21 protein-coding genes and 2 pseudogenes are annotated in these 24,968 nt (G+C 72.7%); 14 read left to right on the forward strand and 9 right to left on the reverse strand.

The window, feature by feature from the left end; genetic code table 11:
* Window positions 1–13: 13 nt before the first annotated feature.
* Entirely contained in the window at window positions 14–1,027 is a 1,014-nt protein-coding gene (locus ACIQ1J_RS18750) for a DMT family transporter (protein ID WP_403557917.1), read from the reverse strand.
* Between ACIQ1J_RS18750 and ACIQ1J_RS18755 the strand changes: the two genes are divergently transcribed.
* From ACIQ1J_RS18755 to ACIQ1J_RS18765, 3 genes and pseudogenes are all read left to right on the forward strand, one after another.
* A complete protein-coding gene (locus ACIQ1J_RS18755) occupies window positions 1,026–2,477 on the forward strand; it encodes a PLP-dependent aminotransferase family protein (protein WP_403557919.1) in 1,452 nt (483 codons plus the stop codon). The two genes, ACIQ1J_RS18750 and ACIQ1J_RS18755, sit on opposite strands and share 2 nt — an antisense overlap.
* A gap of 73 nt (window positions 2,478–2,550) precedes the next feature.
* Window positions 2,551–2,811, forward strand: a pseudogene (locus tag ACIQ1J_RS18760) (GNAT family N-acetyltransferase); the annotation flags it as partial.
* A 73-nt stretch (window positions 2,812–2,884) separates the two neighbouring features.
* Window positions 2,885–3,463, forward strand: a complete 579-nt coding sequence (locus ACIQ1J_RS18765; RefSeq protein WP_403557921.1) for a histidine phosphatase family protein — start codon at window positions 2,885–2,887, stop codon at window positions 3,461–3,463.
* 184 nt (window positions 3,464–3,647) lie between these two features.
* Here the strand turns inward: ACIQ1J_RS18765 and ACIQ1J_RS18770 are convergent, their stop codons facing one another.
* A complete protein-coding gene (locus ACIQ1J_RS18770) occupies window positions 3,648–4,109 on the reverse strand; it encodes a DUF6314 family protein (RefSeq protein WP_403557923.1) in 462 nt (153 codons plus the stop codon).
* A 139-nt stretch (window positions 4,110–4,248) separates the two neighbouring features.
* Here ACIQ1J_RS18770 and ACIQ1J_RS18775 point away from each other — a divergent pair, with 139 nt between their 5' ends.
* Window positions 4,249–6,723, forward strand: coding sequence for an alpha-L-arabinofuranosidase C-terminal domain-containing protein (locus ACIQ1J_RS18775; protein WP_403557925.1), 2,475 nt, complete (start codon window positions 4,249–4,251; stop codon window positions 6,721–6,723).
* A 24-nt stretch (window positions 6,724–6,747) separates the two neighbouring features.
* Here the strand turns inward: ACIQ1J_RS18775 and ACIQ1J_RS18780 are convergent, their stop codons facing one another.
* Window positions 6,748–6,921, reverse strand: a complete 174-nt coding sequence (locus tag ACIQ1J_RS18780; RefSeq protein WP_403557927.1) for a hypothetical protein — start codon at window positions 6,919–6,921, stop codon at window positions 6,748–6,750.
* 94 nt (window positions 6,922–7,015) lie between these two features.
* Between ACIQ1J_RS18780 and argC the strand changes: the two genes are divergently transcribed.
* The 5 genes from argC to ACIQ1J_RS18805 are packed head-to-tail and all read left to right on the forward strand — an operon-like array spanning window position 7,016 to window position 11,849.
* Window positions 7,016–8,044 (forward strand): N-acetyl-gamma-glutamyl-phosphate reductase, encoded by a 1,029-nt coding sequence (argC, locus tag ACIQ1J_RS18785; protein ID WP_403557929.1) that lies wholly within the window; start codon window positions 7,016–7,018, stop codon window positions 8,042–8,044.
* Entirely contained in the window at window positions 8,041–9,192 is a 1,152-nt protein-coding gene (gene argJ, locus ACIQ1J_RS18790; RefSeq protein ID WP_403557931.1) for a bifunctional glutamate N-acetyltransferase/amino-acid acetyltransferase ArgJ, read from the forward strand. Before argC ends, argJ begins: the two co-directional genes overlap by 4 nt.
* Complete coding sequence (gene argB, locus ACIQ1J_RS18795; RefSeq protein ID WP_210961530.1) at window positions 9,189–10,097, forward strand: acetylglutamate kinase; 909 nt, start codon at window positions 9,189–9,191, stop codon at window positions 10,095–10,097. The genes argJ and argB overlap by 4 nt, the downstream gene beginning before the upstream one ends.
* Complete coding sequence (locus ACIQ1J_RS18800) at window positions 10,094–11,302, forward strand: acetylornithine transaminase (RefSeq protein ID WP_403557933.1); 1,209 nt, start codon at window positions 10,094–10,096, stop codon at window positions 11,300–11,302. The genes argB and ACIQ1J_RS18800 overlap by 4 nt, the downstream gene beginning before the upstream one ends.
* Window positions 11,303–11,309: 7 nt before the next feature.
* Window positions 11,310–11,849: an arginine repressor gene (locus tag ACIQ1J_RS18805; RefSeq protein ID WP_403557935.1), complete on the forward strand. Its 540-nt coding sequence runs from the start codon at window positions 11,310–11,312 to the stop codon at window positions 11,847–11,849.
* A gap of 300 nt (window positions 11,850–12,149) precedes the next feature.
* On the opposite strand, the gene ACIQ1J_RS18810 is transcribed toward ACIQ1J_RS18805, so the two are convergent.
* The 5 genes from ACIQ1J_RS18810 to ACIQ1J_RS18830 all read right to left on the reverse strand — a co-directional run bounded on the left by ACIQ1J_RS18810 (window position 12,150) and on the right by ACIQ1J_RS18830 (window position 16,567).
* Entirely contained in the window at window positions 12,150–12,887 is a 738-nt protein-coding gene (locus ACIQ1J_RS18810; RefSeq protein WP_403558236.1) for an FAD:protein FMN transferase, read from the reverse strand.
* A gap of 55 nt (window positions 12,888–12,942) precedes the next feature.
* The gene (locus tag ACIQ1J_RS18815; RefSeq protein WP_403557937.1) at window positions 12,943–13,755 is read right to left on the reverse strand and encodes an FMN-binding protein; all 813 of its coding nucleotides are present in this window, start codon (window positions 13,753–13,755) and stop codon (window positions 12,943–12,945) included.
* Between the two features lie 27 nt (window positions 13,756–13,782).
* Complete coding sequence (locus tag ACIQ1J_RS18820) at window positions 13,783–15,165, reverse strand: ferric reductase-like transmembrane domain-containing protein (protein ID WP_403557939.1); 1,383 nt, start codon at window positions 15,163–15,165, stop codon at window positions 13,783–13,785.
* 88 nt (window positions 15,166–15,253) lie between these two features.
* Window positions 15,254–15,976 carry a L,D-transpeptidase gene (locus tag ACIQ1J_RS18825; RefSeq protein WP_403557941.1) on the reverse strand — a complete coding sequence of 241 codons (723 nt, stop codon included), beginning with the start codon at window positions 15,974–15,976 and terminating at the stop codon, window positions 15,254–15,256.
* A 3-nt stretch (window positions 15,977–15,979) separates the two neighbouring features.
* The gene (locus tag ACIQ1J_RS18830; protein WP_210961524.1) at window positions 15,980–16,567 is read right to left on the reverse strand and encodes a pyridoxamine 5'-phosphate oxidase family protein; all 588 of its coding nucleotides are present in this window, start codon (window positions 16,565–16,567) and stop codon (window positions 15,980–15,982) included.
* A 290-nt stretch (window positions 16,568–16,857) separates the two neighbouring features.
* Here ACIQ1J_RS18830 and argH point away from each other — a divergent pair, with 290 nt between their 5' ends.
* The 4 genes from argH to ACIQ1J_RS18850 all read left to right on the forward strand — a co-directional run bounded on the left by argH (window position 16,858) and on the right by ACIQ1J_RS18850 (window position 21,517).
* The gene (gene argH / locus ACIQ1J_RS18835) at window positions 16,858–18,285 is read left to right on the forward strand and encodes an argininosuccinate lyase (protein WP_403557944.1); all 1,428 of its coding nucleotides are present in this window, start codon (window positions 16,858–16,860) and stop codon (window positions 18,283–18,285) included.
* Between the two features lie 90 nt (window positions 18,286–18,375).
* Window positions 18,376–19,347: an aldo/keto reductase gene (locus tag ACIQ1J_RS18840; RefSeq protein WP_403557946.1), complete on the forward strand. Its 972-nt coding sequence runs from the start codon at window positions 18,376–18,378 to the stop codon at window positions 19,345–19,347.
* 88 nt (window positions 19,348–19,435) lie between these two features.
* Window positions 19,436–19,981 carry a TetR/AcrR family transcriptional regulator gene (locus ACIQ1J_RS18845; protein ID WP_210961521.1) on the forward strand — a complete coding sequence of 182 codons (546 nt, stop codon included), beginning with the start codon at window positions 19,436–19,438 and terminating at the stop codon, window positions 19,979–19,981.
* A 3-nt stretch (window positions 19,982–19,984) separates the two neighbouring features.
* Complete coding sequence (locus ACIQ1J_RS18850) at window positions 19,985–21,517, forward strand: MFS transporter (RefSeq protein ID WP_403557948.1); 1,533 nt, start codon at window positions 19,985–19,987, stop codon at window positions 21,515–21,517.
* Window positions 21,518–22,578: 1,061 nt separating this feature from the next.
* Here the strand turns inward: ACIQ1J_RS18850 and ACIQ1J_RS18855 are convergent.
* A pseudogene (locus ACIQ1J_RS18855) lies at window positions 22,579–23,323 on the reverse strand (lysophospholipid acyltransferase family protein).
* A 455-nt stretch (window positions 23,324–23,778) separates the two neighbouring features.
* Here ACIQ1J_RS18855 and ACIQ1J_RS18860 point away from each other — a divergent pair.
* Entirely contained in the window at window positions 23,779–24,963 is a 1,185-nt protein-coding gene (locus ACIQ1J_RS18860; RefSeq protein WP_403557950.1) for a glycerophosphodiester phosphodiesterase, read from the forward strand.
* Window positions 24,964–24,968: the final 5 nt, after the last annotated feature.

A 24,968-nucleotide genomic window follows, 5' to 3' on the forward strand; every position in this document is an offset into this window, starting at 1 on the left:
CGCAGGGCAGGCCCTACCCCCGGGCCCGCTGGGTGACCGCGATGCAGACCAGTACCGCCGCGGCCGTCAGCGGGGCGGCCACCGTCAGGTGCTCGCCCAGGAGAAGTACCGACCACACCAGTGTGAGCAGCGGCTGGGCCAGTTGCAACTGGCTGGCCTTGGGGATGCCGATGGCCGCCATGCCCCGGTACCAGACGACCAGGCCCAGGAACTGCGAGCCCGCCGCCACCCACAGCAGCCCGGTCACGCTGTGCGCCGTCAGGTGCACCGGCTCGAAGGACAGGGCCACGGCGGCCATCGGCACGGTCAGCGGCAGGCACAGCACCAGCGCCCAGCCGATGACCTGCCAGCCCGGCATCACCCGGGCCAGCCGGCCGCCCTCGGTGTAGCCGGCCGCGCACACCAGCAGCGCCGCGAAGAGATAGGCGTCGGCCGTGGTCAGGGCGCCGCCGCTCTGCTGCACCGTGAAGGCGAGCACGGCCGCCGCACCCGCCAGGGCCGCGATCCAGAAGGTGCGCGAGGGGCGGGTGCCCAGACGCAGCGCGGACAGCAGTGCGGTGGTCAGCGGGAGCAGGCCCACCACGACGGCGGCGTGCGCGGTGGTGGAAGTCTGCAGGGCGAGCGTGGTCAGCAGCGGGAAGCCGAGGACGACGCCACCGCCCACCACCGCGAGACCGGACCAGTGCCGCCGCTCGGGAAGCGGCACCCTCCCCCACGCTCGGCTTCGCTCGCGCGAGGGGACCCCCACCGCCAGCAGGCAGCCGCCCGCGATCACCGCGGCGAGGACGCTGCGCACGGCGATCAGGGACCAGGGGCCGAAGCCCTCCAGGCCCCAGGCGGTGGCGGGGAAGGTGAGGGAGAAGGCGACGACACCGAGGGCGGCCTGAAGGGCGCCGAGCGAGCCGGTGCCGGACGAGCCGGTGCCGGACGAGCCGGTGCCGGAGGAGCCGGTGCCAGTGCCGGCGGTGGTGCCCGGACCGTCGACTGCTATCGCCGTCGAGCTGGTAGCGCTACTCTGTGCTCTCATGCATGAGCGTAGCAGTGTCGCTGACCTGACGAACCAGTTGCGGCGGGAACTCGACCGCTACTCACCGGGCGGAAAGCTCCCGTCCAGCCGGGCCCTCGTCGACCGGTTCCGGGTGAGTCCGGTGACCGTCTCCCGCGCCCTGGCGCAGCTGGCCGCCGAGGGGCTGGTGGTCACCCGGCCCGGCGCCGGGGCCTTCCGCGCCCGGCAACGCGAGTCGGCCGTGCCCTCCGGGGACACCTCGTGGCAGGAGATCGCGCTCAGCGCCGACGGTCCCGCCGGCCTCGTACCGCGCTCGGTGGACGCCTCCGGAGTCCTGGTCTCGCTGGCCGCGCCACCGCCCGGCGTCGTGGAGTTCAACGGCGGCTACCTGCACACGTCGCTGCAGCCGGAGCGGGCGATGGCAGCGGCCCTGTCCCGGGCCGGGCGGCGGCCCGGTGCGTGGGGCAGGCCGCCGATGGAGGGACTGCCGGAGCTGCGGGAGTGGTTCGCTCGCAGCATCGGCGGGGCCATCACCGCGGCGGAGGTGCTGATCACCGCGGGCGGCCAGTCCGCACTGACCACCGCCCTGCGCGCCCTCGCCCCGCCCGGTACCGCCGTCCTCGTCGAGTCCCCGACGTACCCCGGGATGCTGGCCATCGCGCGGGCGGCCGGCCTGCGCCCGGTACCGGTCCCCGTGGACGCGGACGGCGTGCGCCCGGCCCTGCTCGCCGACGCCTTCCGGGCGACCGGCGCACGCGTCTTCGTCTGCCAGCCGCTGTTCCAGAACCCGACCGGCGCCGTGCTCGCCCCCGAGCGGCGCGGCGAGGTGCTGCGCATCGCCCGCGCGGCCGGTGCCTTCGTCGTCGAGGACGACTTCGTACGGCGGCTGGTGCACGAGGACGCGGGCCCGCTGCCCGCCCCGCTCGCCGCCGACGACCCGGACGGCGTCGTCGTCCACGTCTGCTCACTGACCAAGGCGACCTCGCCCAGCTTCCGGGTCAGCGCGCTGGCCGCGCGCGGCCCGGTGCTGGAGCGGCTGCGGGCCATCCAGGTCGTCGACACCTTCTTCGTGCCCCGGCCCCTCCAGGAGGCGGCGCTGGAGCTCGTCGGCTCGCCCGCCTGGCCACGCCATCTGCGCGCCGTCTCGGCGGAGTTGAAGGCCCGCCGGGACGCGATGACGTCGGCCCTGCGACTGCACCTGCCCGAGGTGTCCCTGCCCCACATCCCCTCCGGCGGCTACCACCTGTGGCTGCGCCTGCCCGAGGGCACCGACGAGTCCGCGCTCACCTCGGCGGCCCTGCGGGCGGGCGTCGCGATCACCCCGGGCCGCCCGTACTTCAGTGCCGAACCCCCGGCCGCCCATCTCCGGCTCAGCTTCGCGGCGGTCGGCGGCGTCGGGGAGATCGCGGAAGGGGTACGGCGCCTGCGCACGGCCTGCGCGGAGGTGCGGGGACAAAGGGCGGCGGGCTGACGGGTCGACGCCGCCTGCCACCCCTGCGAACATCCCGGCACGACCGACACGCCGAGCCTCCCCGAGGGCTGCGACCGGGGAGCAGGTGGCGTACGCCCGAGTCGTCACCGACCGGGCGGCCTTCGCCTGGCCGTGCGACGTGTGCGTCGACCCCGCGGTACGCGCCAAGGGCCTCGGTACGGCACTGGTCGGGGCGGTGCGCGAGCACCTGCTGCCGGACGGGATGCGGCGCGTCCTGATGGCCGCGCACGACGCGCTCGGCGTCTACGAGAGGCTCGGCTTGACGGCGCTGGACCGGCCCGACCAGTGGATGGCGCCCGCCTTCGGCCGGTGAACCGTGGCGCACCCTGGGTAGCGCCCAGGTGACACCTCTTGACCTGCGCTCCTCCGGACAGCACCATCACCGCATGGCGCTTCGGGTCACGTTCGTCGCGGCCGCACGCAGCTCACCGCTGCTCGCGGAGCGCTTCGACGACGACCGGCCGCTGGACCAGGCCGGCTGGGACGAGGTACTGCGCGCCGCGGGTGATCTGCTGCCGCTCGCGGCGTCCGAGCTGCGCTATTGCTCGCCCACGCCCCGCAGCCGTGCCACCGGCGACGCCATCGGCTTCGCGCCGCTGGTGCAACTCGCCCTGCGGGAGTGCGACATGGGCCGCTGGCGCGGGCTGACCCTCGGCGAGGCCATGGCCCGGGAGCCGGCTGCGGTGGACGCCTGGCTCGCCGACCCGCGGACGGCCCCGCACGGCGGGGAGTCGCTGCTGACCTTCATCACCCGGGTCGGCGGCTGGCTCGACACCCGTCCCGGCGAGGACGGCGACCGTGTCGTCGCCGTGGCCGAGCCGTCCGTGATCCGGGCCGCGCTGGTCTACGCGCTGAAGGCGCCGCCCGCGACCTACTGGAACCTGGACGTGCGCCCCCTGTCGACCACTACCGTCACGGGCTGCGCGGGCCGCTGGAACCTCCGCTTCGAAGGGGCGCCCGCCTAGCGGGCCTGTCGTTTGGACCTTGTCGGCGTCGCGGGGCGCGGCACGCGCATCCGCGGCGTTGCCGCCGGTTGCCGGGGCTCCGCCCTGCCGCCCTCCTCCGCCTTGCAGCCGCAGGCACCACGCCCCGCTCGGGTGGGCCGAGCGGCGCGGTCCCTCTCAGCCGACCCGATCCGAACGACAGACCCTAAGGCATCCGGATGCCACCCGTTTCCCGGGTGTAGTCCGTGGTGAGCAGCAGGTCCTTCGCCGGGCCGCCCACCCGCCACACCGTCCGCCAGTGGCTCCCGTCCCGGACGGTGAACTCGCCGCGGTAGAGGTCGGCGGCGCACGGGTGGTCGGCCACGTGGTGCCCCGAGGACAGGTCCAGGCCGTGGAAGGGCCTGCCGTCCGCGAACCGCACCTCGGCGGTGCCCGGCGTGGCCCCCGGTTCGTAGCGCAGCGTCCGCTCGGCGGGGCGGGTCGCGCCCCGCCAGGTGAAGTCCCCGGTCTCCCGGCTCACCAGACCGCCGCCGGCGAGCGCGTCGAAGGCGGTGGTCCCCTCGAAGAAACCCTCCGCGCCACTCGCCAGATCCCGCACCGCCCGCTGGGTGCGCCACCGGCCCGCGAGATACGCCAGCGCATCCGGCACCGGCCACAACTCGCCCATTTCCACCCGCTTTCCGCTCCCGGACCACTGGTTGCCGCGCGACCCATTGACGCGCCTCCGCCCCCTCCCTATCTTGCCGTTCGAAGTACTGACCAACGTCCGTTATTTCGAACGACCTAGTGAGAGCCGCGGAGTACCCATGTCACGCACCCGCTGGAGACTCGGTCTCAGCGTCACCGCCCTCCTGGCGGCTTCCGCCCTGCTGCCGTCCCCGGCGCACGCGGAGGCCGTCACCGACTACGCGATCACCGTCGACCCGTCCGCCGAGGGCGCCGCGATCGACGACACGATGCACGGCGTCTTCTACGAGGACATCAACCGGGCCGCCGACGGCGGTCTGTACGCCGAGCTCGTGCAGAACCGGTCCTTCGAGTACTCCACCGCCGACAACGCCTCCTACACGCCGCTCACCTCGTGGGCGGCCGAGGGCACGGCGCAGGTCGTGAACGACGACGGCCGCCTCAACGAGCGCAACCGCAACTACCTCTCCCTGGCGGCCGGTTCCTCCGTCGCCAACGCCGGCTACAACACCGGCATCAGGGTGGAGCAGGGCAAGAAGTACGACTTCTCGGTGTGGGCCCGCGCCGAGAGCGGCACCACCCTCACCGTCACCCTCCGGGACGCCGCGGGCACGCTCGCCAAGGTCCGCCGGGTCGCCGTCAACGGGGAGTGGCGCAAGTACACCGCCACCTTCACGGCGACCCGCACCAGCAGCCGCGGCCGCCTCGCCGTCGCCACCACCGCCCCCGCCGCCCTCGACATGGTGTCCCTCTTCCCCCGCGACACCTACAAGCGCCAGCCCAACGGCCTGCGCAAGGACCTCGCCGAGAAGATCGAGGCCCTCGACCCCGGCTTCCTGCGCTTCCCCGGCGGCTGCCTGGTCAACACGGGCTCCATGGAGGACTACAGCGAGGGGAGCGGCTGGCAGCGCGAACGCAGCTACCAGTGGAAGGACACCGTCGGCCCGGTCGAGGAGCGCGCCACCAACGCCAACTTCTGGGGATACAACCAGAGCTACGGCCTCGGCTACTACGAGTACTTCCGCTTCGCCGAGGACATCGGAGCCATGCCGCTGCCCGTCGTGCCCGCCCTGGTCACCGGCTGCGGCCAGAACAAGGCCACCGACGACGACGCGCTCCTGAGGCGGCACATCCAGGACACCCTGGACCTCATCGAGTTCGCCAACGGCCCCCGCACCAGCGAGTGGGGCGGTGTGCGCGCCGAGATGGGCCACCCGAAGCCCTTCCGCCTCACCCACATCGGCGTGGGCAACGAGGAGAACCTCCCCCGGGAGTTCATGACCCGCTTCAAGCAGTTCCGCACCGCCATCGAGGCGGAGTACCCCGGCATCACCGTCGTCTCCAACTCCGGCCCGGACGACTCCGGCACCACCTTCGACACCGCCTGGCAGCTGAACCGCGAGGCCGGCGTCGAGATGGTCGACGAGCACTACTACAACAGCCCGCAGTGGTTCCTCCAGAACAACGACCGCTACGACTCGTACGACCGCAGCGGCCCCAAGGTGTTCCTCGGCGAGTACGCCTCCCAGGGCAACGCCTGGAGGAACGCGCTGTCCGAGGCCGCCTTCATGACCGGCCTCGAACGCAACGCGGACATCGTCAAGCTGGCCTCCTACGCCCCACTGCTCGCCAACGAGGACTACGTGCAGTGGAGCCCGGACATGATCTGGTTCAACAACCACGCGTCCTGGAACTCGGCCAACTACGAGGTCCAGAAGCTCTTCATGAACAACACCGGCGACCGGGTCGTCCCCTCGACGGCGACCGGCACACCGACCGTCAGCGGCCCCATCACCGGCGCCGTCGGCCTGTCGACCTGGGCGACCAGTGCGGCGTACGACGACGTGAAGGTGACGTCGGCGGACGGGAAGACCCTCCTGGCCGACGACTTCTCCGGTGACGCCTCGCGGTGGACCCCCTCGGGCACCGGCAGCTGGACCGTCCAGGACGGCGCCTACGTCCAGACGGACGCCGCCGCCGAGAACACCCTGGTCACGGCGGGCGACCCGACCTGGCAGAACTACGACCTGCACGTGACGGCCACCAAGAAGTCCGGCAAGGAGGGCTTCCTCGTCGCCTTCGGTGTCAAGGACACCGGTAACTACTACTGGTGGAACCTGGGCGGCTGGAACAACACCCAGTCCGCCGTCGAGCAGGCCTCGGACGGCGGCAAGTCGACGCTCGTCTCCAAGGCCGGCTCCATCGAGACGGGCCGCGCCTACGACATCGACATCAAGGTGCGGGGCCGCCAGGTGACCCTCTACCTAGACGGCGAGGAGTGGGGCGGCTTCACCGACGACAAGCCGGCCGAGCCGTTCCGCCAGATCGTCACCGAGGACGCGCGGACCGGCGAGCTGATCGTCAAGGTCGTCAACGCCCAGGACACGGCGGCCCGCACCGCCGTCGACCTCGGCGGCGCCCAGGTCGCCTCCAAGGCCCGCGTCACCACGCTGGCCGCCGACCCGGACGCGGTCAACACCGAGACGGACACACCGGTCACCCCGGTGCGGTCGACCTTCTCGGGAGCGGCGAGCGAGTTCACGTACACCTTCCCGGCGAACTCGGTGACGTTCCTGCGGATCAGACAGCGGTAGTCGTCGAGTGGGCCTGGGACGGCCTCACCAGTACGCGCGGTCGTCCCAGGCCACGAACCCGGCGAACTCCAGCGGGTCGTCGTCCTGGCCCAGGCCGGCCGGCCCGTGGGTGGCGAGTTCGCCGCGCTGCCAGGCGACGAGGGCGTCGATCGGACCGCCCGGCAGCGGTGGTCCCTGACGGGCATGGCGCGGCCACACCACCAGGAGCCACGGGTGCGACCGAGCCTGCCGGAAGCAGATTGCATAAACCTGCGGCAATACGTATAGTCATGCCATCGAGGAGGAGGATGTCATGGCGGTACGTGCGGCAGTGGCCGGAGCGAGCGGGTATGCGGGCGGTGAGCTGCTGCGTCTGCTCCTCGCGCACCCCGAAATCGAGATCGGCGCCCTGACCGGCAACTCCAACGCGGGACAGCGACTCGGCGCGCTGCAGCCGCATCTGCTGCCGCTGGCCGACCGGGTCCTGGAGGCGACGACGCCCGAGGTGCTGGCCGGCCACGATGTCGTCTTCCTCGCGCTGCCGCACGGGCAGTCCGCCGCCGTCGCCGAGCAGCTCGGGCCGGACGTGCTGGTCGTGGACATGGGCGCCGACTTCCGGCTGAAGGACGCCGGTGACTGGGAGCAGTTCTACGGTTCCCCGCACGCCGGCACCTGGCCGTACGGCCTGCCCGAACTGCCGGGTGCCCGCGCCGCGCTGGAGGGGTCCAGGCGCGTCGCGGTGCCCGGTTGCTACCCGACCGCCGTGTCCCTGGCGCTCTTCCCGGCGTACGCCGCCTCGCTCGCCGAGCCCGAGGCCGTGATCGTCGCCGCCTCCGGCACCTCCGGCGCGGGCAAGGCGGCCAAGCCGCACCTGCTGGGCAGCGAAGTCATGGGCTCCATGTCGCCGTACGGCGTCGGGGGCCTGCACCGGCACACCCCCGAGATGATGCAGAACCTCGGCGCGGCGGCGGGAGAGCCGGTCACCGTCTCCTTCACGCCGACCCTCGCGCCGATGCCCCGCGGCATCCTCGCCACCTGCACCGCCAAGGCGAAGCCCGGTGTCACCGCCGAGTCCGTCCGCGCCGCCTACGAGAAGGCCTTCGCCGACGAGCCCTTCGTGCACCTGCTGCCCGAGGGCCAGTGGCCGGCGACCGCGTCCGTCCACGGTTCCAACGCCGTTCAGATCCAGGTCGCGTACGACGCCGCCGCGGGCCGCATCATCGCCATCAGCGCCATCGACAACCTGGCCAAGGGCACCGCGGGCGGTGCCGTCCAGAGCATGAACATCGCCCTGGGTCTCGACGAGACCACCGGACTGACGACGATCGGAGTCGCGCCGTGAGTGTGACGGCAGCAAAGGGGTTCACGGCGGCCGGTATCGCCGCCGGGATCAAGGACAGCGGCAACCCGGACCTGGCCCTCGTGGTCAACACCGGCCCCCGCCGCGCCGCCGCGGGCGTCTTCACCTCCAACCGCGTCAAGGCCGCGCCGGTGCTCTGGTCCGAGCAGGTGCTGAAGAGCGGGCAGGTGTCCGCCGTCGTCCTCAACTCGGGCGGCGCCAACGCCTGCACCGGACCCAAGGGCTTCCAGGACACCCACGCCACCGCCGAGAAGGCCGCCGAGGTGCTCGGGACGGGTGCCGGAGAGGTCGCCGTCTGCTCCACCGGGCTCATCGGCGTACTGCTTCCCATGGACAGGCTGCTGCCCGGCGTCGAGACCGCCGCCGGCCAGCTGTCCGAGCACGGTGGCGAGAAGGCCGCCATCGCCATCAAGACCACCGACACCGTGCACAAGACGTCCGTGGTGAGCAAGGACGGCTGGACCGTCGGCGGTATGGCCAAGGGCGCCGGCATGCTCGCGCCGGGCCTCGCCACCATGCTCGTCGTCCTCACCACCGACGCCGACCTCGACACCGAGGTACTCGACCGCGCCCTGCGCGACGCCACCCGGGTCACCTTCGACCGCGTCGATTCCGACGGCTGCATGTCCACCAACGACACGGTGCTGCTGCTCGCCTCGGGTGCTTCCGGCCTCACCCCGAAGTACGAGGCGTTCGCCGAAGCCGTACGCACCGTCTGCGACGATCTCGGCCAGCAGCTCATCCGGGACGCCGAGGGCGCCAGCAAGGACATCAAGGTCGAGGTCGTGAACGCCGCGACCGAGGACGACGCCGTCCAGGTGGGCCGCACCATCGCCCGCAACAACCTCCTCAAGTGCGCCATCCACGGGGAGGACCCCAACTGGGGCCGCGTACTCTCCGCCATCGGCACCACCTCCGCGGCCTTCGAGCCGGACCGCCTCAACGTCGCCATCAACGGCGTCTGGGTCTGCAAGAACGGCGGCGTCGGCGAGGACCGCGAGCTGGTCGACATGCGCTACCGGGAAGTCCACGTCGTGGCCGACCTCGCCGCCGGCGACGCGACCGCCACCATCTGGACCAACGACCTCACCGCCGACTACGTCCACGAGAACAGCGCGTACAGCTCATGAGCACGACGAGGAAGCACACCGCGCTCCCCAAGGCCCAGATCCTCATCGAGGCCCTGCCCTGGCTGACCCGGCACCACGGCAAGACCGTCGTCATCAAGTTCGGCGGCAACGCCATGGTGGACGAGGACCTGAAGGCCGCCTTCGCCCAGGACGTCGTCTTCCTGCGCCACGCCGGCCTCAAGCCCGTCGTCGTGCACGGCGGCGGCCCGCAGATCAGCCGGGCGCTCGACAAGGCCGGCATCGTCAGCGAGTTCAAGGCCGGCCTGCGCGTCACCACCGAGGACGCCATGGACGTCGTGCGGATGGTGCTGGCCGGGCAGGTGCAGCGCGAGCTGGTCGGACTGCTCAACCAGCACGGGCCGTTCGCCGTCGGCCTCACCGGCGAGGACGCGCACACCATCACCGCCACCAGGCACCAGCCCGAGATCGACGGCGAGTTCGTCGACATCGGGCGGGTCGGTGAGATCACCGAGATCGACACCGGCGCCATCGAGGCGCTGCTCGCCGACGGCCGCATCCCGGTCGTCTCGTCGATCGCCCGCTCCCAGGACGACCACCATGTCTACAACGTCAATGCTGATACGGCGGCTGCGGCACTCGCTGCGGCGCTCGACGCCGAGACTCTCATGGTCCTCACCGACGTCGAGGGCCTCTACGAGGACTGGCCGAACTCCGACGAGGTGATCAGCCGCCTCACCGCGTCCCAGCTGGAGAAACTGCTGCCGGACCTGTCCTCGGGCATGGTGCCGAAGATGGAGGGCTGCCTGCACGCCGTGCGGGGCGGCGTCACGACCGCCCGCGTCATCGACGGCCGGGTCCAGCACTCGATCCTGCTGGAGATCTTCACCGACGAGGGCATCGGCACGATGGTCGTGCCCGACGAGCAACAGGGGGATGCCGCATGACCAACCAGGAGCTGACCGCCCGCTGGCAGGGCGCGCTCATGAACAACTACGGCACCCCGCGCCTGCCCCTGGTGCACGGCGAGGGCTCCCGGCTCCGGGACGCCGACGGCAAGGAGTACCTCGACTTCGTCGGCGGCATCGCGGTCAACGCGCTCGGCCACGCCCATCCGGCCGTGGTGGAGGCGGTGAGCCGGCAGATCGCCTCCCTCGGCCACGTCTCCAACCTCTTCGTCGCCGAGCCGCCCGTCGCCCTCGCCGAACGGCTGCTCCAGCGCTTCGGCCGCGACGGCAAGGTCTACTTCTGCAACTCCGGCGCCGAGGCCAACGAGGGCGCGTTCAAGATCGGCCGGCTGACCGGGCGGCCGCACATGGTCGCCACCGACGGCGGCTTCCACGGCCGCACCATGGGCGCGCTGGCCCTGACCGGCCAGCCCGGCAAGCGGGAACCATTCCTGCCACTGCCCGGCGACGTCACGCACGTACCGTACGGCGACCCGCAGGCGCTGGCCGCCGCGGTCACCGAGGAGACGGCCCTGGTGATCATCGAGCCGATCCAGGGTGAGAACGGCGTCGTCGTCCCGCCCCCCGGCTACCTGAAGGCCGCCCGCGCCATCACCGCCGCCACCGGTGCGCTGCTCGTCCTGGACGAGGTGCAGACCGGTGTCGGCCGGACCGGGCACTGGTTCGAGTACCAGGCCCACGAGGGTGTCCTGCCGGACGTCGTCACCCTCGCCAAGGGCCTCGGCGGCGGACTGCCGCTGGGCGCGACCCTCGCCTTCGGCCGCGCGGCCGAACTGCTCCAGCCCGGCCAGCACGGCACGACCTTCGGCGGCAACCCGGTCGCCTGCGCCGCCGGACTCGCCGTCCTCGACACCATCGCGGACGAGGGACTGCTGGACAACGTCAAGCGGCAGAGCGAGAAGCTGCGGGGCGGGGTGGAGGCGCTCGGCCACCCGCTCGTCGGCCACGTCCGGGGGGCGGGACTGCTCCTGGGTATCGTGCTCACCGAGCCGCTCGCAGCCCAGGTGCAGCAGGCGGCTCAGGACGCCGGAATCCTGGTGAACGCGCCCGCACCCGATGTCGTACGGCTGATGCCCGCGCTGAACCTCGGCGACGACGTGGTGGACGCGTTCCTCGGGGCGCTGCCCGGCATCCTTGACCAGGCCGCCGACGCGGCCGACGGGGACGGACGATCCGGAGAATGAGACGACGATGAGCCATGCGCAGGAGCACGAGCAGACGGCCGGGCCCGCCCTTCCGCAGACCCGCACCGCACGCCACCGCCGGATCGTGGACATCCTCAACCGGCAGGCGGTGCGCTCGCAGAGCCAGCTGGCGAAGCTGCTCGCCGACGACGGGCTGACCGTCACCCAGGCGACGCTCTCCCGGGACCTGGACGAGCTGAACGCGGTGAAGATCCGCAACAGCGACGGCGACCTCATCTACGCGGTGCCCAGCGAGGGCGGCTTCCGCACCCCGCGAGCCCCGCTCGGGGAGTCGGCGAAGGAGGAGCGGATGCGGCGGCTCTCGGCGGAGCTGCTGATCTCCGCGGAGGCGTCCGCGAACCTCGTGGTCCTGCGGACTCCTCCGGGGGCGGCGCAGTTCCTCGCCTCGGCGATCGACCAGGCGGAGCTGCACGACATCCTGGGCACGATCGCGGGAGACGACACGCTGATGCTGATCAGCAGGGAGCCTACGGGTGGGCAGGCGCTGGCGGACCATTTGCTGAGGTTGGCTCAGAACGGCCACTGAAGGGGGCGACGCGGTGGTCGGCCGACCGCGGGCCGTCCGTGGCCGGCCGCGCAGTTCCCCGCGCCCCTTTCCCGGCTGCGGGCAGTCGTGCCTCCCCCCGTGCCTGAACGGCCTGGGAGGTACCCAGGTACCCCCAGGGGCGGCACGGGCGGGCGGTGGGGCCACCTCCCGCTGACGGGGCCCCCGCGCGAGCGAAGCCGAGCGTGGGGGAGGAGCCGGGAGCGGGGGAGGCACCCCGCCGACGCGGGCGAGTGACACCCCCGTACCTCAGCCGCAGCGCCGTTCACTCACCAACGCCGCTCACCCCAGCCACCCCGCCAAACCCCCCGTGCACCGCACCTCATCCCCGGCAGTCACCAACAGCCCCTCGACCCCGTCCAGGGACTCCAGCCACCGCAACCCCTCCCGCGACCCCATGGCGAACGCCGCCGTCGCCCAGCAGTCCGCCCACGTCAGCCGTGGCGCCACCACCGTCACCGCCACCAGGTCGGTCACCGCGGAGCGCCCGGTGCGCGGATCGACGATGTGCGCACCCCGCTCCGCGCTTCCGGACGTCGCCACCGCCAGCTCGGCCGTCCCCGCCGCGGAGACGACAGCCGCCAGCCCGCCCGGACGCAGCGGATCCGACACACCGACCCGCCACGGCCGCCCCGCCCCCGGCGCCCCGAGCAACTGCACGTCCCCGCCCCCGTTGACGCTGACGCCACTCGCACCCGCCGCCGCGACCCGCCGGGCGGCGCGCTCCACGGCCCAGCCCTTGACGATCCCGGTCGGATCGAGACGGCCCTGGTACGACGTGCTGAACCAGCCGTCGCTCACCCGCTCCGCCTCCGCCGCCAGTTCCAGCACCTCGGCGACCTCGGGCGCGCACGCGCCGACGGTCAGTTCACCGCGCGCCAGCCGCGAGATCTGGCTGCCCTCCCGATAGGTGCTGAACACCTCGTCGACCCGGCGCAGCCCCGCGACCGCCTCGTCCAGCGCCGCGTGGACGGCCGTGGGTTCCCCGCCGCGGACGTCGAGGGAGAAGACGGTCCCCATCGTCTCCTCCACACGACGCACCGCGGCGGGGGCCTGTGCGGGTTCGGCCACGGCGTCAGCCACCGGACTGGTCCAGTGCCGATTGCAACGACTGCTTGTATCCGGCGCTGGTGTAGGTGGCGCCGGAGACGGCGTCGATGTCGGCGTTGCCGGCGGTGACGGCGGCCTGGTTGAGCTTGGGTACGGCGTTGGCGGTGACCTGGTCGCTCTGTCCGCCTTTGGGCGCCTGCACGGCCTCGGCGTCCGTGATCTTCCCGCCACTGACGGTGACACGGACCTGAACGGGCCCGTACTGGGTCTGCGCGACGCCGCCGGTGAGCGTCTGCGTGCCCTGGGCGCCCCCGCCCGGTCCGTCACCACCGGACCTGTCACCGCCCGCTCCCTCGCCGCCCGATCCCTGTCCGGCGGACCCGGCGGCGGCCACCTTGTCCAGTGCCGATTGCAACGACTGCTTGTATCCGGCGCTGGTGTAGGTGGCGCCGGAGACGGCGTCGATGTCGGCGTTGCCGGCGTTGCCGGCGGTGACGGCGGCCTGGTTGAGCTTGGGTACGGCGTTGGCGGTGACCTGGTCGCTCTGTCCGCCCTTGGGCGCCTGGACGGCCTCGGCGCCCGTGATCTTCCCGTCGTTCACCGTGAGCCGGACCTGCACCGGGCCGTACTGCGTACTCGCCGCGTCACCCGTGACCGTGCCGGCCCCCGCGCCCCGGCCGCCCTGCGGCGACTGCGCGGCCACCGGCGGCGCCGCGCCACCCGCCGCCGAGGCGGAGCCCGGGTCGGACGCCGGTTTCAGCGACAGCAGCAGCACGATCCCGGACACGGTCGCGGCGCCGGCGAGCACGGCACGCCGAACGGGGTGGCTTTTCCTCATCTGTCCTGGACTCCTGATGTCCGTCGCTCACATCTCGAACGACTCGTGGTGGATACGGCGGGCGGGGACTCCCGCGCCGCGCAGTGCCTCGTACACCGACTGGGCGAAGCCGGGCGGCCCGCACAGGAAGACGTCGTGGCGGTCGACGTCCGGGATCTTGCGGCTCAGGGTCTCCGCAGAGATGTCGGGGCGCTCCCCGTGCGGGCTGTTCACCGCGTACATCAGCCGGGCCCCGCGCTCGTCGGCGATCCCGGCCAGTTCGTCCCACAGGGCCAGATCCTGGGTGCTGTTGGCCCGGTAGAGCAGGGTGATGTCGCCGGATGCGCCGGGCAGCGTCTCGAACAGCGCCCGCATCGGCGTGATCCCCACCCCGCCCGCCACCAGCAGCACCTTGCCGCGGCTGCGGCGCTGCGCGGTCAGGGCGCCGTACGGGCCCTCCGCCCACACCCGGGTGCCGGGCTCCAGCTCGCGCAGCCGGGCGCTGTGGTCGCCGATCGCCTTCACGGTGATCCGCAGCATGTCCGGGCGCGGCGCCGCCGACAGCGAGTACGGGTGCGAGCTGAACCGCATCCCCGGCGCCAGGAACCGCCAGCGGAAGAACTGCCCGGCCTCCGCGCCCATCCGGTGCAGCCGGCGCCCGCCGATCAGCACCGACACGATCCCGGGCGTCTCCTCGATCACGGCTTCGACCCGCATGCGGTGCCGCAGGTTGAGGCGGAGGGGGGTGAGAAAGCGGTACCAGAGGACGAGCGCGGTCACCGTCCCGTACAGCGTGTACCAGACGGTCTTCGCGACCGGCTCGACGGCGAAGTCGTTGCCGGTGGTCAGCTGGTGCCAGAAGGTCAGGAACACCGCCACGTAGGTGAGCAGATGCACGTGGTACCAGGCGTCGTACGGAATGCGGCGGCGGACCGGGCCGGCGGACAGCAGTCCGATGAGGACCAGCAGTCCGGTGCCGATGGCCGCCTTGCCCATGTCCGGCAGCTGGTTCACGGAGCTGACCGTCTGCTGCACGATGTCGCCGAGGCCCTTGCCGGCCTGGGCGGCGTACCCCCACATGATCAGGAAGACGTGGGCGAGGATCAGGCAGAGCGTGTAGCGGCCGGTCATGGCGTGCCAGCGGGCGACCCGGTCGGAGCCCACCCGCCGCTCCAGCGCCGGCACGCGCGCCATCTGGAGCACCACCAGCGCCATCAGGTACCCGGCGAGCAGACCGGTGATCCGGCCCGCGTTGAGGATCATGCCGGTCTGGTCGGAGATGGCGGGCGTGTTGCGCCACCACAGCCACAACACGCCCGCCGCGCCCGCCCACACGGCGAGCAGCAGGGGGACGGCGGGGGAGCGGCGCGGACGGATGCGCCGCATCGTCTGACGGCGGGCGGCACGGCCGCCGGCGAGCGTGGTGGTCACGGTTCCTCCGTGGGGACTTGACCCTTGGCCCACAGATACGCGCCGCACCCCCGGAGCGTTCAGCCCGTGCCGGTACTGCCGCGCCCGTTCAGTAGCGTGTGATCGCCGTCGCCCCGCCCGAGGTACCGATCGCGATGTGCGGCTGGTCCTCCGGGTCGGCCCACCGCAGGATGCGGCGCATCGCCTCCGCCGGCACCGACACGCAACCGGCCGTCGCCCCTCGCCCGTTGACGTGCAGGAAGATGCCCGCGCCGCGTCCGCGCACCGGGCGGTGGTAGTTGAAGCCGACGACGAGGGCGTGCGCGTACTGCGCCGGGTAGGTGATCAGGTGCTCGGCCTCGGCGGCGCGGCAGTCGGCGGGGCGCGGTTCGGTCCAGCGGTTGTAGGCGCGGGAGGCGTTGTCCTGGCACCACCAGGAGTCCTGGCGCACCGGGCGGTACCGGTACGCCGTCCCGCGCGGCGCCGCCCGGATGCCGAAGGCGTACGGCAGGTCGTACAGCCCGGTCGGGGTGGTGTTCGTGCCCTGCTCGCGCGTCGCCCCGTCGGCCAGCCCGTTGGCCCCGAAGCGGGCCGGCGCGGACCCGGCCTTCACCCACCGGCCGGCGTCCCTGCCGCCGCCCCTGCGGTCCCACCAGGTGACCCGTCCCTCGGTCGAGCCGGTCCGCGGGGCGACCGCGGTGATCAGCTGGGTGCCGCCGCCGGTGTCCGCCATCCGGGCCGGCAGCGGCCGGGGAACGGGCCCGTCGGCGGGCGCCGCACCGAGCACGAGGAGGGAGGCGGAGACGAGGACGGCGACGAGACCGGGGCGCATGGGTCAGACGGTAGAGGGGGGCAGCGGCAACGGCAGCCCGGGGAGGCCGTCCATGCTCGTCGCGATGTGCTCCTTCTTGGTGAAATACGCACTGAGCGACGCGTCGTCCTCGCGGGCGAACCGCTTGCCGTGCAGGTCCCGGTCGCTCTCGTACGCCATGAAGGGGACGGCGTAGCCGCAGCTGTCGCGGACGAGTTCGGCCGTGACCACGATGATCGCGCGCAGCCCGTGCTCGGTGGTGTCGATGTCCGGGAAGTGGGTGAGCAGTTCCGGGAAGCGGGGGTCGTCGCGGAAGACCGGCTCGCCGCGGCCGTGCACCCGGACGATGTTCGGCGGCCCTTGGAAGGCGCACCACATGAGCGTGATCCGTCCGTTCTCGCGCAGGTGGGCGACGGTCTCGGCGGTGGAGCCGGCGAAGTCGAGGTAGGCCACGGTGAGGTCGTCGAGCACCGCGAAGCTGCCCGTGAGGCCCTTGGGGGACAGGTTGACCGTTCCGTCGCCGGCCAGGGGAGCGGTGGCGGTGAAGAAGAGGGGCTGTGCCTCGATGAAGGTGCGGAGTCTGCCGTCTATGCGCTCATAAGTCTTTCCCATGACTAACGATTATGGGTGCCCGTCGTGCGCCTGTCCGAGGAATCCCCGCTGGTCCCGGCAGACGGACGCGTTTTCCGCCCACCTCCGGCACGCCCGCGGCCTCCCCGGCCGGCGTTTCGTGGACGGCCACTGCGCCTGCGCGCGGTCGGGGATGCGGGAAAGCTGGTCCTCGTGTCCAGCCGGACCCCGCCAGATTGACGAATCATGCGGAACTCTGCATAATCATGCATGCCACCGGAGGTAACCGTGCGGAGGCGGTGGCACCACAACGGCCCAGAGGAGCGACCCAAGTGAGCAGCAACAACGGTGATGTCCGGCTCTGGGGCGGCCGTTTCGCCGACGGTCCCGCCGAGGCCCTGGCGAGGCTGTCCGCGTCCGTCCACTTCGACTGGCGGCTCGCGCCCTACGACATCGCCGGTTCGCGCGCCCACGCGCGTGTGCTCCACAAGGCGGGCCTGCTCACCGAGGACGAGCTGACCCGGATGACCGACGGCCTCGACCGGCTGGAAGCCGACGTCGCAGACGGCTCCTTCGTCGGCACCATCGCCGACGAGGACGTGCACACCGCCCTGGAGCGCGGCCTGCTGGAGCGGCTCGGCCCCGACCTCGGCGGCAAGCTGCGCGCCGGCCGGTCCCGCAACGACCAGGTGGCGACCCTCTTCCGCATGTACCTGCGCGACCACGCCCGGACCGTCGGCGGCCTGATCGCCGACCTCCAGGACGCGCTGGTCGGCCTCGCCGAGGCCCACCCCGACGTGGCGATGCCCGGCCGCACCCACCTCCAGCACGCCCAGCCGGTGCTCTTCGCCCACCACGTCCTCGCCCACGTCCAGGCGCTGTCCCGGGACGCGGAGCGGCTGCGCCAGTGGGACGAGCGCACCGCCGTGTCGCCGTACGGCTCGGGCGCCCTGGCCGGTTCCTCGCTCGGCCTGGACCCGGAGGCGGTCGCGAAGGACCTCGGCTTCGAGCACGGCAGCGCCGGCAACTCCATCGACGGGACGGCCTCCCGCGACTTCGTCGCCGAGTTCGCCTTCATCACCGCGATGATCGGCGTGAACGTCTCCCGGATCGCCGAGGAGATCATCATCTGGAACACGAAGGAGTTCTCCTTCGTCACCCTGCACGACGCCTTCTCCACCGGTTCGTCGATCATGCCGCAGAAGAAGAACCCGGACATCGCCGAGCTGGCCCGCGGCAAGTCCGGCCGTCTGATCGGCAACCTCACCGGCCTGATGGCCACCCTCAAGGCCCTCCCGCTCGCGTACAACCGCGACCTCCAGGAGGACAAGGAGCCGGTCTTCGACTCCATCGACCAGCTGGAGGTCCTGCTCCCCGCCTTCACCGGCATGATGGCGACCCTCACCGTGCACCGCGAGCGCATGGCGGAACTGGCCCCGGCCGGGTTCTCGCTCGCCACCGACATCGCCGAGTGGCTGGTCAGGCAGGGTGTGCCGTTCCGCGTCGCGCACGAGGTGGCCGGGGAGTGCGTGAAGGCCGCCGAGGCCGAGGGCAAGGAGCTGGACGAGCTGACCGACGAGCAGTTCGCGAAGATCTCCGCCCATCTGACCCCCGAGGTGCGCACCGTCCTCGACGTCCCCGGCGCGCTCGCCTCCCGAAGCGGCCGCGGCGGTACGGCACCCAGTGCGGTCGCCGTCCAGCTCGCCGAGGTCAAGGCGGACGTGGCCGGCCAGCACGCGTGGGCGAACGCCAAGAAGTAGCAGCCGGTGTGCCCGAGGGGCATCGCGGTTACGTTGGTCAACAGCTCAGCAGCTTCCACAGCTCCAGCAGCCGACCGAACGGAGCCCGCGATGCCCTTCGCCCGCCTGGCCGCGGCCACGACCCCCACCTGCCACATCGGCCTGGGTCTCGCCGCCGTCGGCCGCCCCGGCTACATCAACCTCGGCCGCGACCGGGACCTGCCGGCCGACCGCAGCGTCGAGGCGATGCGCGAGCGCACCCACGACATCCTCGACGCCGCCTACGCGCAGGGGGTCCGGTACTTCGACGCGGCACGCTCCTACGGGCGCTCGGAGGAGTTCCTCGCCGGCTGGCTCCGGGAGCGTCCCGACGTGGACGACGTGGTCGTCGGCAGCAAGTGGGGTTACACCTACACGGCCGACTGGTCGGCCGAGGCCGAGCGGCACGAGGTCAAGGACCACGGCGCGGCGACGTACGAGCGCCAGCGCGCCGAGACCGATGCTCTGCTCGGCGACCGGCTCGACCTCTACCAGATCCATTCGCTGACTCCCGGCAGTCCGGCCCTGACCGACAAGGAACTGCACGCGAAGCTGGCCGAGGCCGCCGCGCGGGGGGTCACCATCGGTTTCTCCACCAGCGGTCCCGCCCAGGCCGACGCGATCCGTACCGCGCTCGCCGTGACCGTCGACGGCGAGCCCCTCTTCCGTACCGTCCAGTCGACGTACAACGTGCTGGACACCTCCGCCGGGCCCGCGCTGGCCGAGGCGCACGAGGCCGGCCTCACCGTGATCGTCAAGGAGGGCATGGCCAACGGCCGCCTCGCGGCGCCGCATGCGCCGGGTGCCCTGAAGGCCGTGGCGGAGGAGACCGCCCTGGGCTGCGACGCGGTCGCCCTCGCGCTGATCCTGCGGCAGCCCTGGGCCGACGTAGTCCTCTCCGGCGCCGCGACCGTCAACCAGCTCGGCTCCAACCTGCACGCCGCCGCCGTCGACCTCGACGACGACCAGGTGGCGCGACTCGGCGCGCTCGTCGAGGACCCGGACGCCTACTGGGCGCGGCGCGGGCAGCTGCCCTGGCACTGACTGCTCCCGCAGGGCGGTCTCGCTCGTGAGGTGAGTCACGCAGGCCCCATGTGAGACAAACGTGTCTCAGGTGGGTTATCGTTGTCTCATGGCTGTTGACCGTGACCAGGTACTGCGCAGTGCCGCCGCCCTGCTGACCCGCAGAGCCACCGCGACCATGGACGAGGTCGCCAGGGCGGCCGGGCTGAGCCGGGCCACGCTGCACCGGCACTTCGCCGGTCGCGACGCCCTGGTCCGGGCGCTGGAGTCCCTAGGCATCGCCGAGTGCGAGGCCGCCCTGGACGCGGCCCGCCTCGACGACGGGCCGGCGGCCGACGCGGTGCGCCGGCTCGTGCGCGAGATCGAGCCCGCCGCCGGCCTGCTCGCCTTCCTCTACACCGAGAACCAGCTGTTCGAGGGCGAGGAGCAGAACGAGGGCTGGGCCCGCATCGACGCCCGGATGGCCGCGGTGTTCCGCCGCGGTCAGGAGAGCGGCGAGTTCCGCATCGACCTCACCCCCGCCTGGCTCACCGAGGCGCTGTACGGCCTGCTGGGCGCCTGCGCCTGGGCCGTGACGGAGGGCCGTGTGGCCCGCAACGACTTCACCCACATGATCGTCGAGCTGCTGCTCGGCGGCGCACTTCGGAGAGAGTGAACCATGACCCGCACCCTGCAGCCGGCGCAGTCGAACGAGGCGGTGAAGCGCCCCGGCCGCTGGCTCGCGCTGTCCGTCCTCGTGCTGGCCGTGCTGCTGGTGGCCGTCGACGCGACCGTGCTCGGTCTCGCGACCCCCTACATCAGTGAGGATCTCGCGCCCTCCGGCACCCAGTTGCTCTGGATCGGCGACGTCTACTCCTTCGTCATAGCCGGTCTGCTGGTCTCCATGGGCAGCCTCGGCGACCGCATCGGCCGCAAGCGCATCCTGCTCATCGGCGCCACGGCGTTCGGTGCGATCTCGGTCCTCAACGCCTACGCGACCACGCCCGAGCTGATGATCGTCGCCCGGGCCCTGCTCGGCGTCGCGGGCGCCACCCTGATGCCCGCCACCCTGGCCCTGATCCGCAACCTCTTCCACGACCCGCGCGAACGCAGCCTCGCCGTGGGCATATGGGGCGCCGCGGCCTCGGCCGGTGCGGCGGTCGGCCCGGTCGTCGGCGGTTTCCTGCTGGAGCACTTCTGGTGGGGCTCGGTCTTCCTCATCAACCTGCCCGTGATGGCGGTCCTGGTCGTCGTCGGCGTCAAGCTGCTGCCCGAGTCCCGCAACCCGAACCCGGGCCCCTGGGACCTGCTCAGTGTCACCCTCTCGCTGGTCGGCATGGTCGGCGTCGTGTACGCCGTCAAGGAGGCAGCCGCGCACGGGTTCGCGTGGGCCACGCTCGCCGCGGGTCTGCTCGGCGCCGCCGCGCTCCACGGCTTCGTCCGCCGCCAGCTGACCATGCCGGTCCCGCTGCTCGACATGCGGCTGTTCCGCAACCGTGGCTTCAGCGGCGCGGTCCTGGCCGACCTGCTGACCATCCTGGGCCTGTCGGGGCTGGTGTTCTTCCTCTCCCAGTACCTGCAACTCGTGCAGGGCAGGGGGCCGTTCGAGGCGGGCCTGGCCGAACTGCCCGCCGCCATCGGCGCGGTGGTGGCCGGCCTGCTCGCCGGCCGTGCGGCCCGGCGCTTCTCGGTCCGTGCCGTGGTCTCCGGCGGTCTCGCCGCCGTGGGTCTCGCGCTGGCCGCGCTGACCGTCGTCGGCCAGAACACCGGCTACCCGCTGCTCGGCGCGGTCCTGCTCGTCGTCGGCGTGGGCGCGGGCTTCTCGTTCACCGTCACCGCCGACGTGATCCTGTCCGGCGTGCCGGGCGAACAGGCGGGAGCCGCCTCCGCGGTCTCCGAGACGGCGTACGAACTCGGCGCCGCCCTCGGCATCGCGGTGCTCGGCTCCATCGTGACCGGCGTCTACCGCGACTTCACCGGTCCGGACGGCACCCCGGCCGCGGCACACGAGTCGCTGGGCGGCGCGGTGGAGGCCGCCTCCGACCTCCCCGCGCACACGGCCGAGGCCCTGCTGAACGCCGCCCGCCAGGCCTTCGTCGACGGCCTGACCCTCGCGGCGGGCGTAGGCGCGGCCGTCCTCCTGGCCGCCGCCGTGGCGTCCTGGTTCCTGCTGCGTGGCCAGCGCCTGGAGGACGGGGTGGAACACCCGTAGGGATCCGGCCGGTTCGGCCGGTTCGGTCGACTCAGCCGAGCCGGCCGAGCGGGCCGTGCCGCTTGAGCGGGCCGTGCCGGCCGTGCTGCCCGACCCGGATGAGCCGCCCGTGCCGCCCGAGCCGCCGTGCCGCCGGTGCCGCTCGTGCTGCCGGTGCTGGCCGTGCCGCCCGACCCGGATGAGCCGCCCGAGCCGCCCGTGCCGCCGTGCCGCCGGTGCCGCTCGTGCCGCCGGTGCCGCTCGTGCCGCCGGTGCTGGCCGTGCCGCCCGACCCGGATGAGCCGCCCGAGCCGCCGTGCCGCCCGAGCCGCCGTGCCGCCCGAGCCGCCGTGCCGCCCGAGCCGCCGTGCCGCCCGAGCCGCCGTGCCGCCCGAGCCGCCGTGCCGCCCGTGCCGCCCGACCCGAATGAGCCGGCCGTGCCCGCCCGAGCCGCCCGAGCCGCCCGAGCCGCCCGAGCCGCCGTGCCGCCCGAGCCGCCGTGCCGCTCGTGCCGCCCGACCCGAATGAGCCGGCCGTGCCCGCCCGAGCCGCCCGGGGCGGCATTCCGGTCGGCCGGGCCGGGTGCGCGGCAAACACGCGCCGGGAAGGTCGGCTACGCGTCGCCCCCGCCACCCGGCCGGTCCGGCAGCCGCCGGGTCGGCCGCGTCGCCCCCGCCACCCGGCCGGTCCGGCACCCGCCGGGTCGGGCCCCGGAGGTGCCCCGCACCTCGGCTGTGGGACGCCGTCCCCGCGGCACGACGCCGTTGCGCCGGTGCCGACGGCCATGAACTGGGCGGGCCGGAACGCGCAGACCAGCCGAACTCGGCGCCCGCGCAGGCGATGCGCAGCCCGGTGTGAGCGACACGTCGCCGGTCCACGCGGCAGGGCGCCCGTGCGGGCGACACGGATCCCGGTCCACGGGATACGGCGCCCGGGCAGGCGAACACGGCGCGCCGGCGGACGCGGCACGGCGCCCCGACGGCAGCGCCACCGTCGCCGGGGCGCCGTGCCGCGTCCGCAACGCACGGACGGCGGGCCGCTCATCGAGCGGTCCGCCGTCCGTTTCCGTACGCTTCGCGGCCCTACGCGGCCTTCGCCTTGCTCGCGTACATGTCCACGTACTCCTGGCCGGACAGCCGCATGACCTCGGTCATCACGGAGTCGGTCACGGCCCGCAGGACGTAACGGTCGCGGTCCATGCCCTCGTAGCGGGAGAACTCCATCGCCTCGCCGAAGCGCACCGTGACCTTGCCCGGCCGGGGCAGGCCCGCGCCCCCCGGCTGGAGCTTGTCGGTGCCGATCACGGCGAACGGTACGACGGGGGCGCCGGTCATCAGGGTGAGCCGGGCAATGCCGGTGCGGCCGCGATAGAGGCGGCCGTCGGGGGAGCGGGTGCCCTCCGGGTAGATGGCGAAGACCCTGCCCTCGTCCAGCACGCGGCGGCCGGTCATCAGTGCCGCGACCCCGCCCCGGCCGCCGTCCCGGTCGACCGGAATCATGCCGACGCCGGTGAAGAACCAGGCCATCAGCCGTCCCTTGAGGCCCTTGCCGGTGACGTACTCGTCCTTGCCGATGAAGAAGACCTGCCGATCGCACTTCAGGGGCATGATCACCGAGTCGATGAAGGTGAGATGGTTGCCGGCCAGGATCACCGGGCCGTCGCCCGGGATGTTCTCCACGCCCTCCACCTGTGGGCGGAACATCAGGCGCATGATCGGGCCGAGCACTGCCTTGATGAGCGCGAAGCGGGACAACGGGTCCTCCGGTGTCGGGGATGCGGTGTGAGTCTGTGCAGGTGAGGACATTACTCGCGGCCGAGGGGGTCACGCACGTCGGGTCATCCGGGAGTTACCCAGTGTTGACAGGCGTTCACCTGCGGTGCAGGCGGTCGCACGGCCCTTACTCCCACCCGGGGATGTGAGGCAGGTCGCGTCCCCGGGGCCCGGACGTCGCCGGTCCGCAGGTGCGGACACGGCCCGGATCGAAGCACGCGCGACACGCGGACCGTGTGAGGCGCGCCGCCGGACCCGCGCGGCCGACCCCTGTGCCATGGCCGCCGGCCACGCGGGGCGCCCCACGCCGGCCACGGCGACTGGACGAGTACCCCGGCCCGCCGCCCCGAAGCCGACGGCACGTCAGGCATCCCGCCCCACCCCCCACCGGCCCCTCCGCGCCCATACGACATCCCCACGCACCCGCGTGTTCCGGCCACGGTCTCCCGCCCGTCATGTACGCGCCCCTACGATCGGCCCGCACTGACGGTCAACGGCAGGAGGGCCCTGATGGGAACGCAGGAGTCGGACGAGCAGGCGGGCGGCACCGGACGGCGGGCGCTCCTCGGAGCGGCGGTGCTCGGCGCGGGCGGAGCCGTACTCGGCCTGTCCGGCACAGCGAGAGCCGCCGACGCCCGGCACGGCGGCGGACACGGCGGTCGCGGCGGCGGGGTGAAGAGCCTGCCCGTCCCGACGGTCATCGGCCACCGCGGCGCCAGCGGCTACCGCCCCGAGCACACCTTCGGCGCCTACGAACTGGCCCTCGACATGGGCGCCGACATCGTCGAGGCCGGTGACCTGGTCCCCACCAGGGACGGTCACCTCGTCTGCCGGCACGAGCCGGAGATCGGCGGCACCACGGACGTCGCCGACCACCCCGAGTTCACCGACCGCAAGCGCACGAAGCAACTCGACGGCGTCTCCGTCACCGGCTGGTTCACCGAGGACTTCACGCTCGCCGAGCTCAAGACGCTCCGCGCCACCGAGCGCATCCCGGCCAACCGCCCGCACAACACCCTCTACGACGGCCGCTGGGAGATCCCCACCTTCGAAGAGGTGCTCCGCTGGCAGAACGAGCAGACCCGCAAGCGCGGCAAGCAGGTCTGGATCTACCCCGAGCTCAAGCACCCCACCTACTTCCGAAAGCTGGGCCTCGGTACGGAGGAGCGCCTCGCGCGGCTGCTGCGCAAGTACGGCAAGGACCGGAAGAACTCGCCCGTCATCATCCAGTCCTTCGAGCCCACCAGCATCCAGCGGATGAACAAGCTCGTCGGCAACCCCCTCGCCGTGCTGCTCTCCGGCGCGAACAGCCGTCCCTGGGACTTCGTCGAGACCGGCGACCCGCGCACCACGGCCGACCTCATCACGCCGAAGGGCCTGAAGGAGATCGCCTCCTACGCGCAGGGCATCGGCCCCACCCTGGACCTGGTCATCCCGAAGGACTCCGCCGGCCGGCTCACCGAACCGACCACGCTGGTACGCGACGCGCACCGCGCGGGCCTGATCCTGCACCCGTACACCATGCGCAACGAAAACCCCTTCCTCCCCGCGGACTTCCGCAAGGGCAGCGACCCGGATGCCTACGGCGACGCCTTCGGCGCGTTCCGGACCTACTTCGCAACCGGCATCGACGGCGTCTTCACCGACCACCCGGACACGGGCCTGCTGGCCCGCGAGGACTTCGTCAACAACTGAGCGAC

The sequence above is a fragment of the Streptomyces sp. NPDC097107 genome (assembly GCF_044762405.1).
Lineage (GTDB): Bacteria > Actinomycetota > Actinomycetes > Streptomycetales > Streptomycetaceae > Streptomyces > Streptomyces thinghirensis.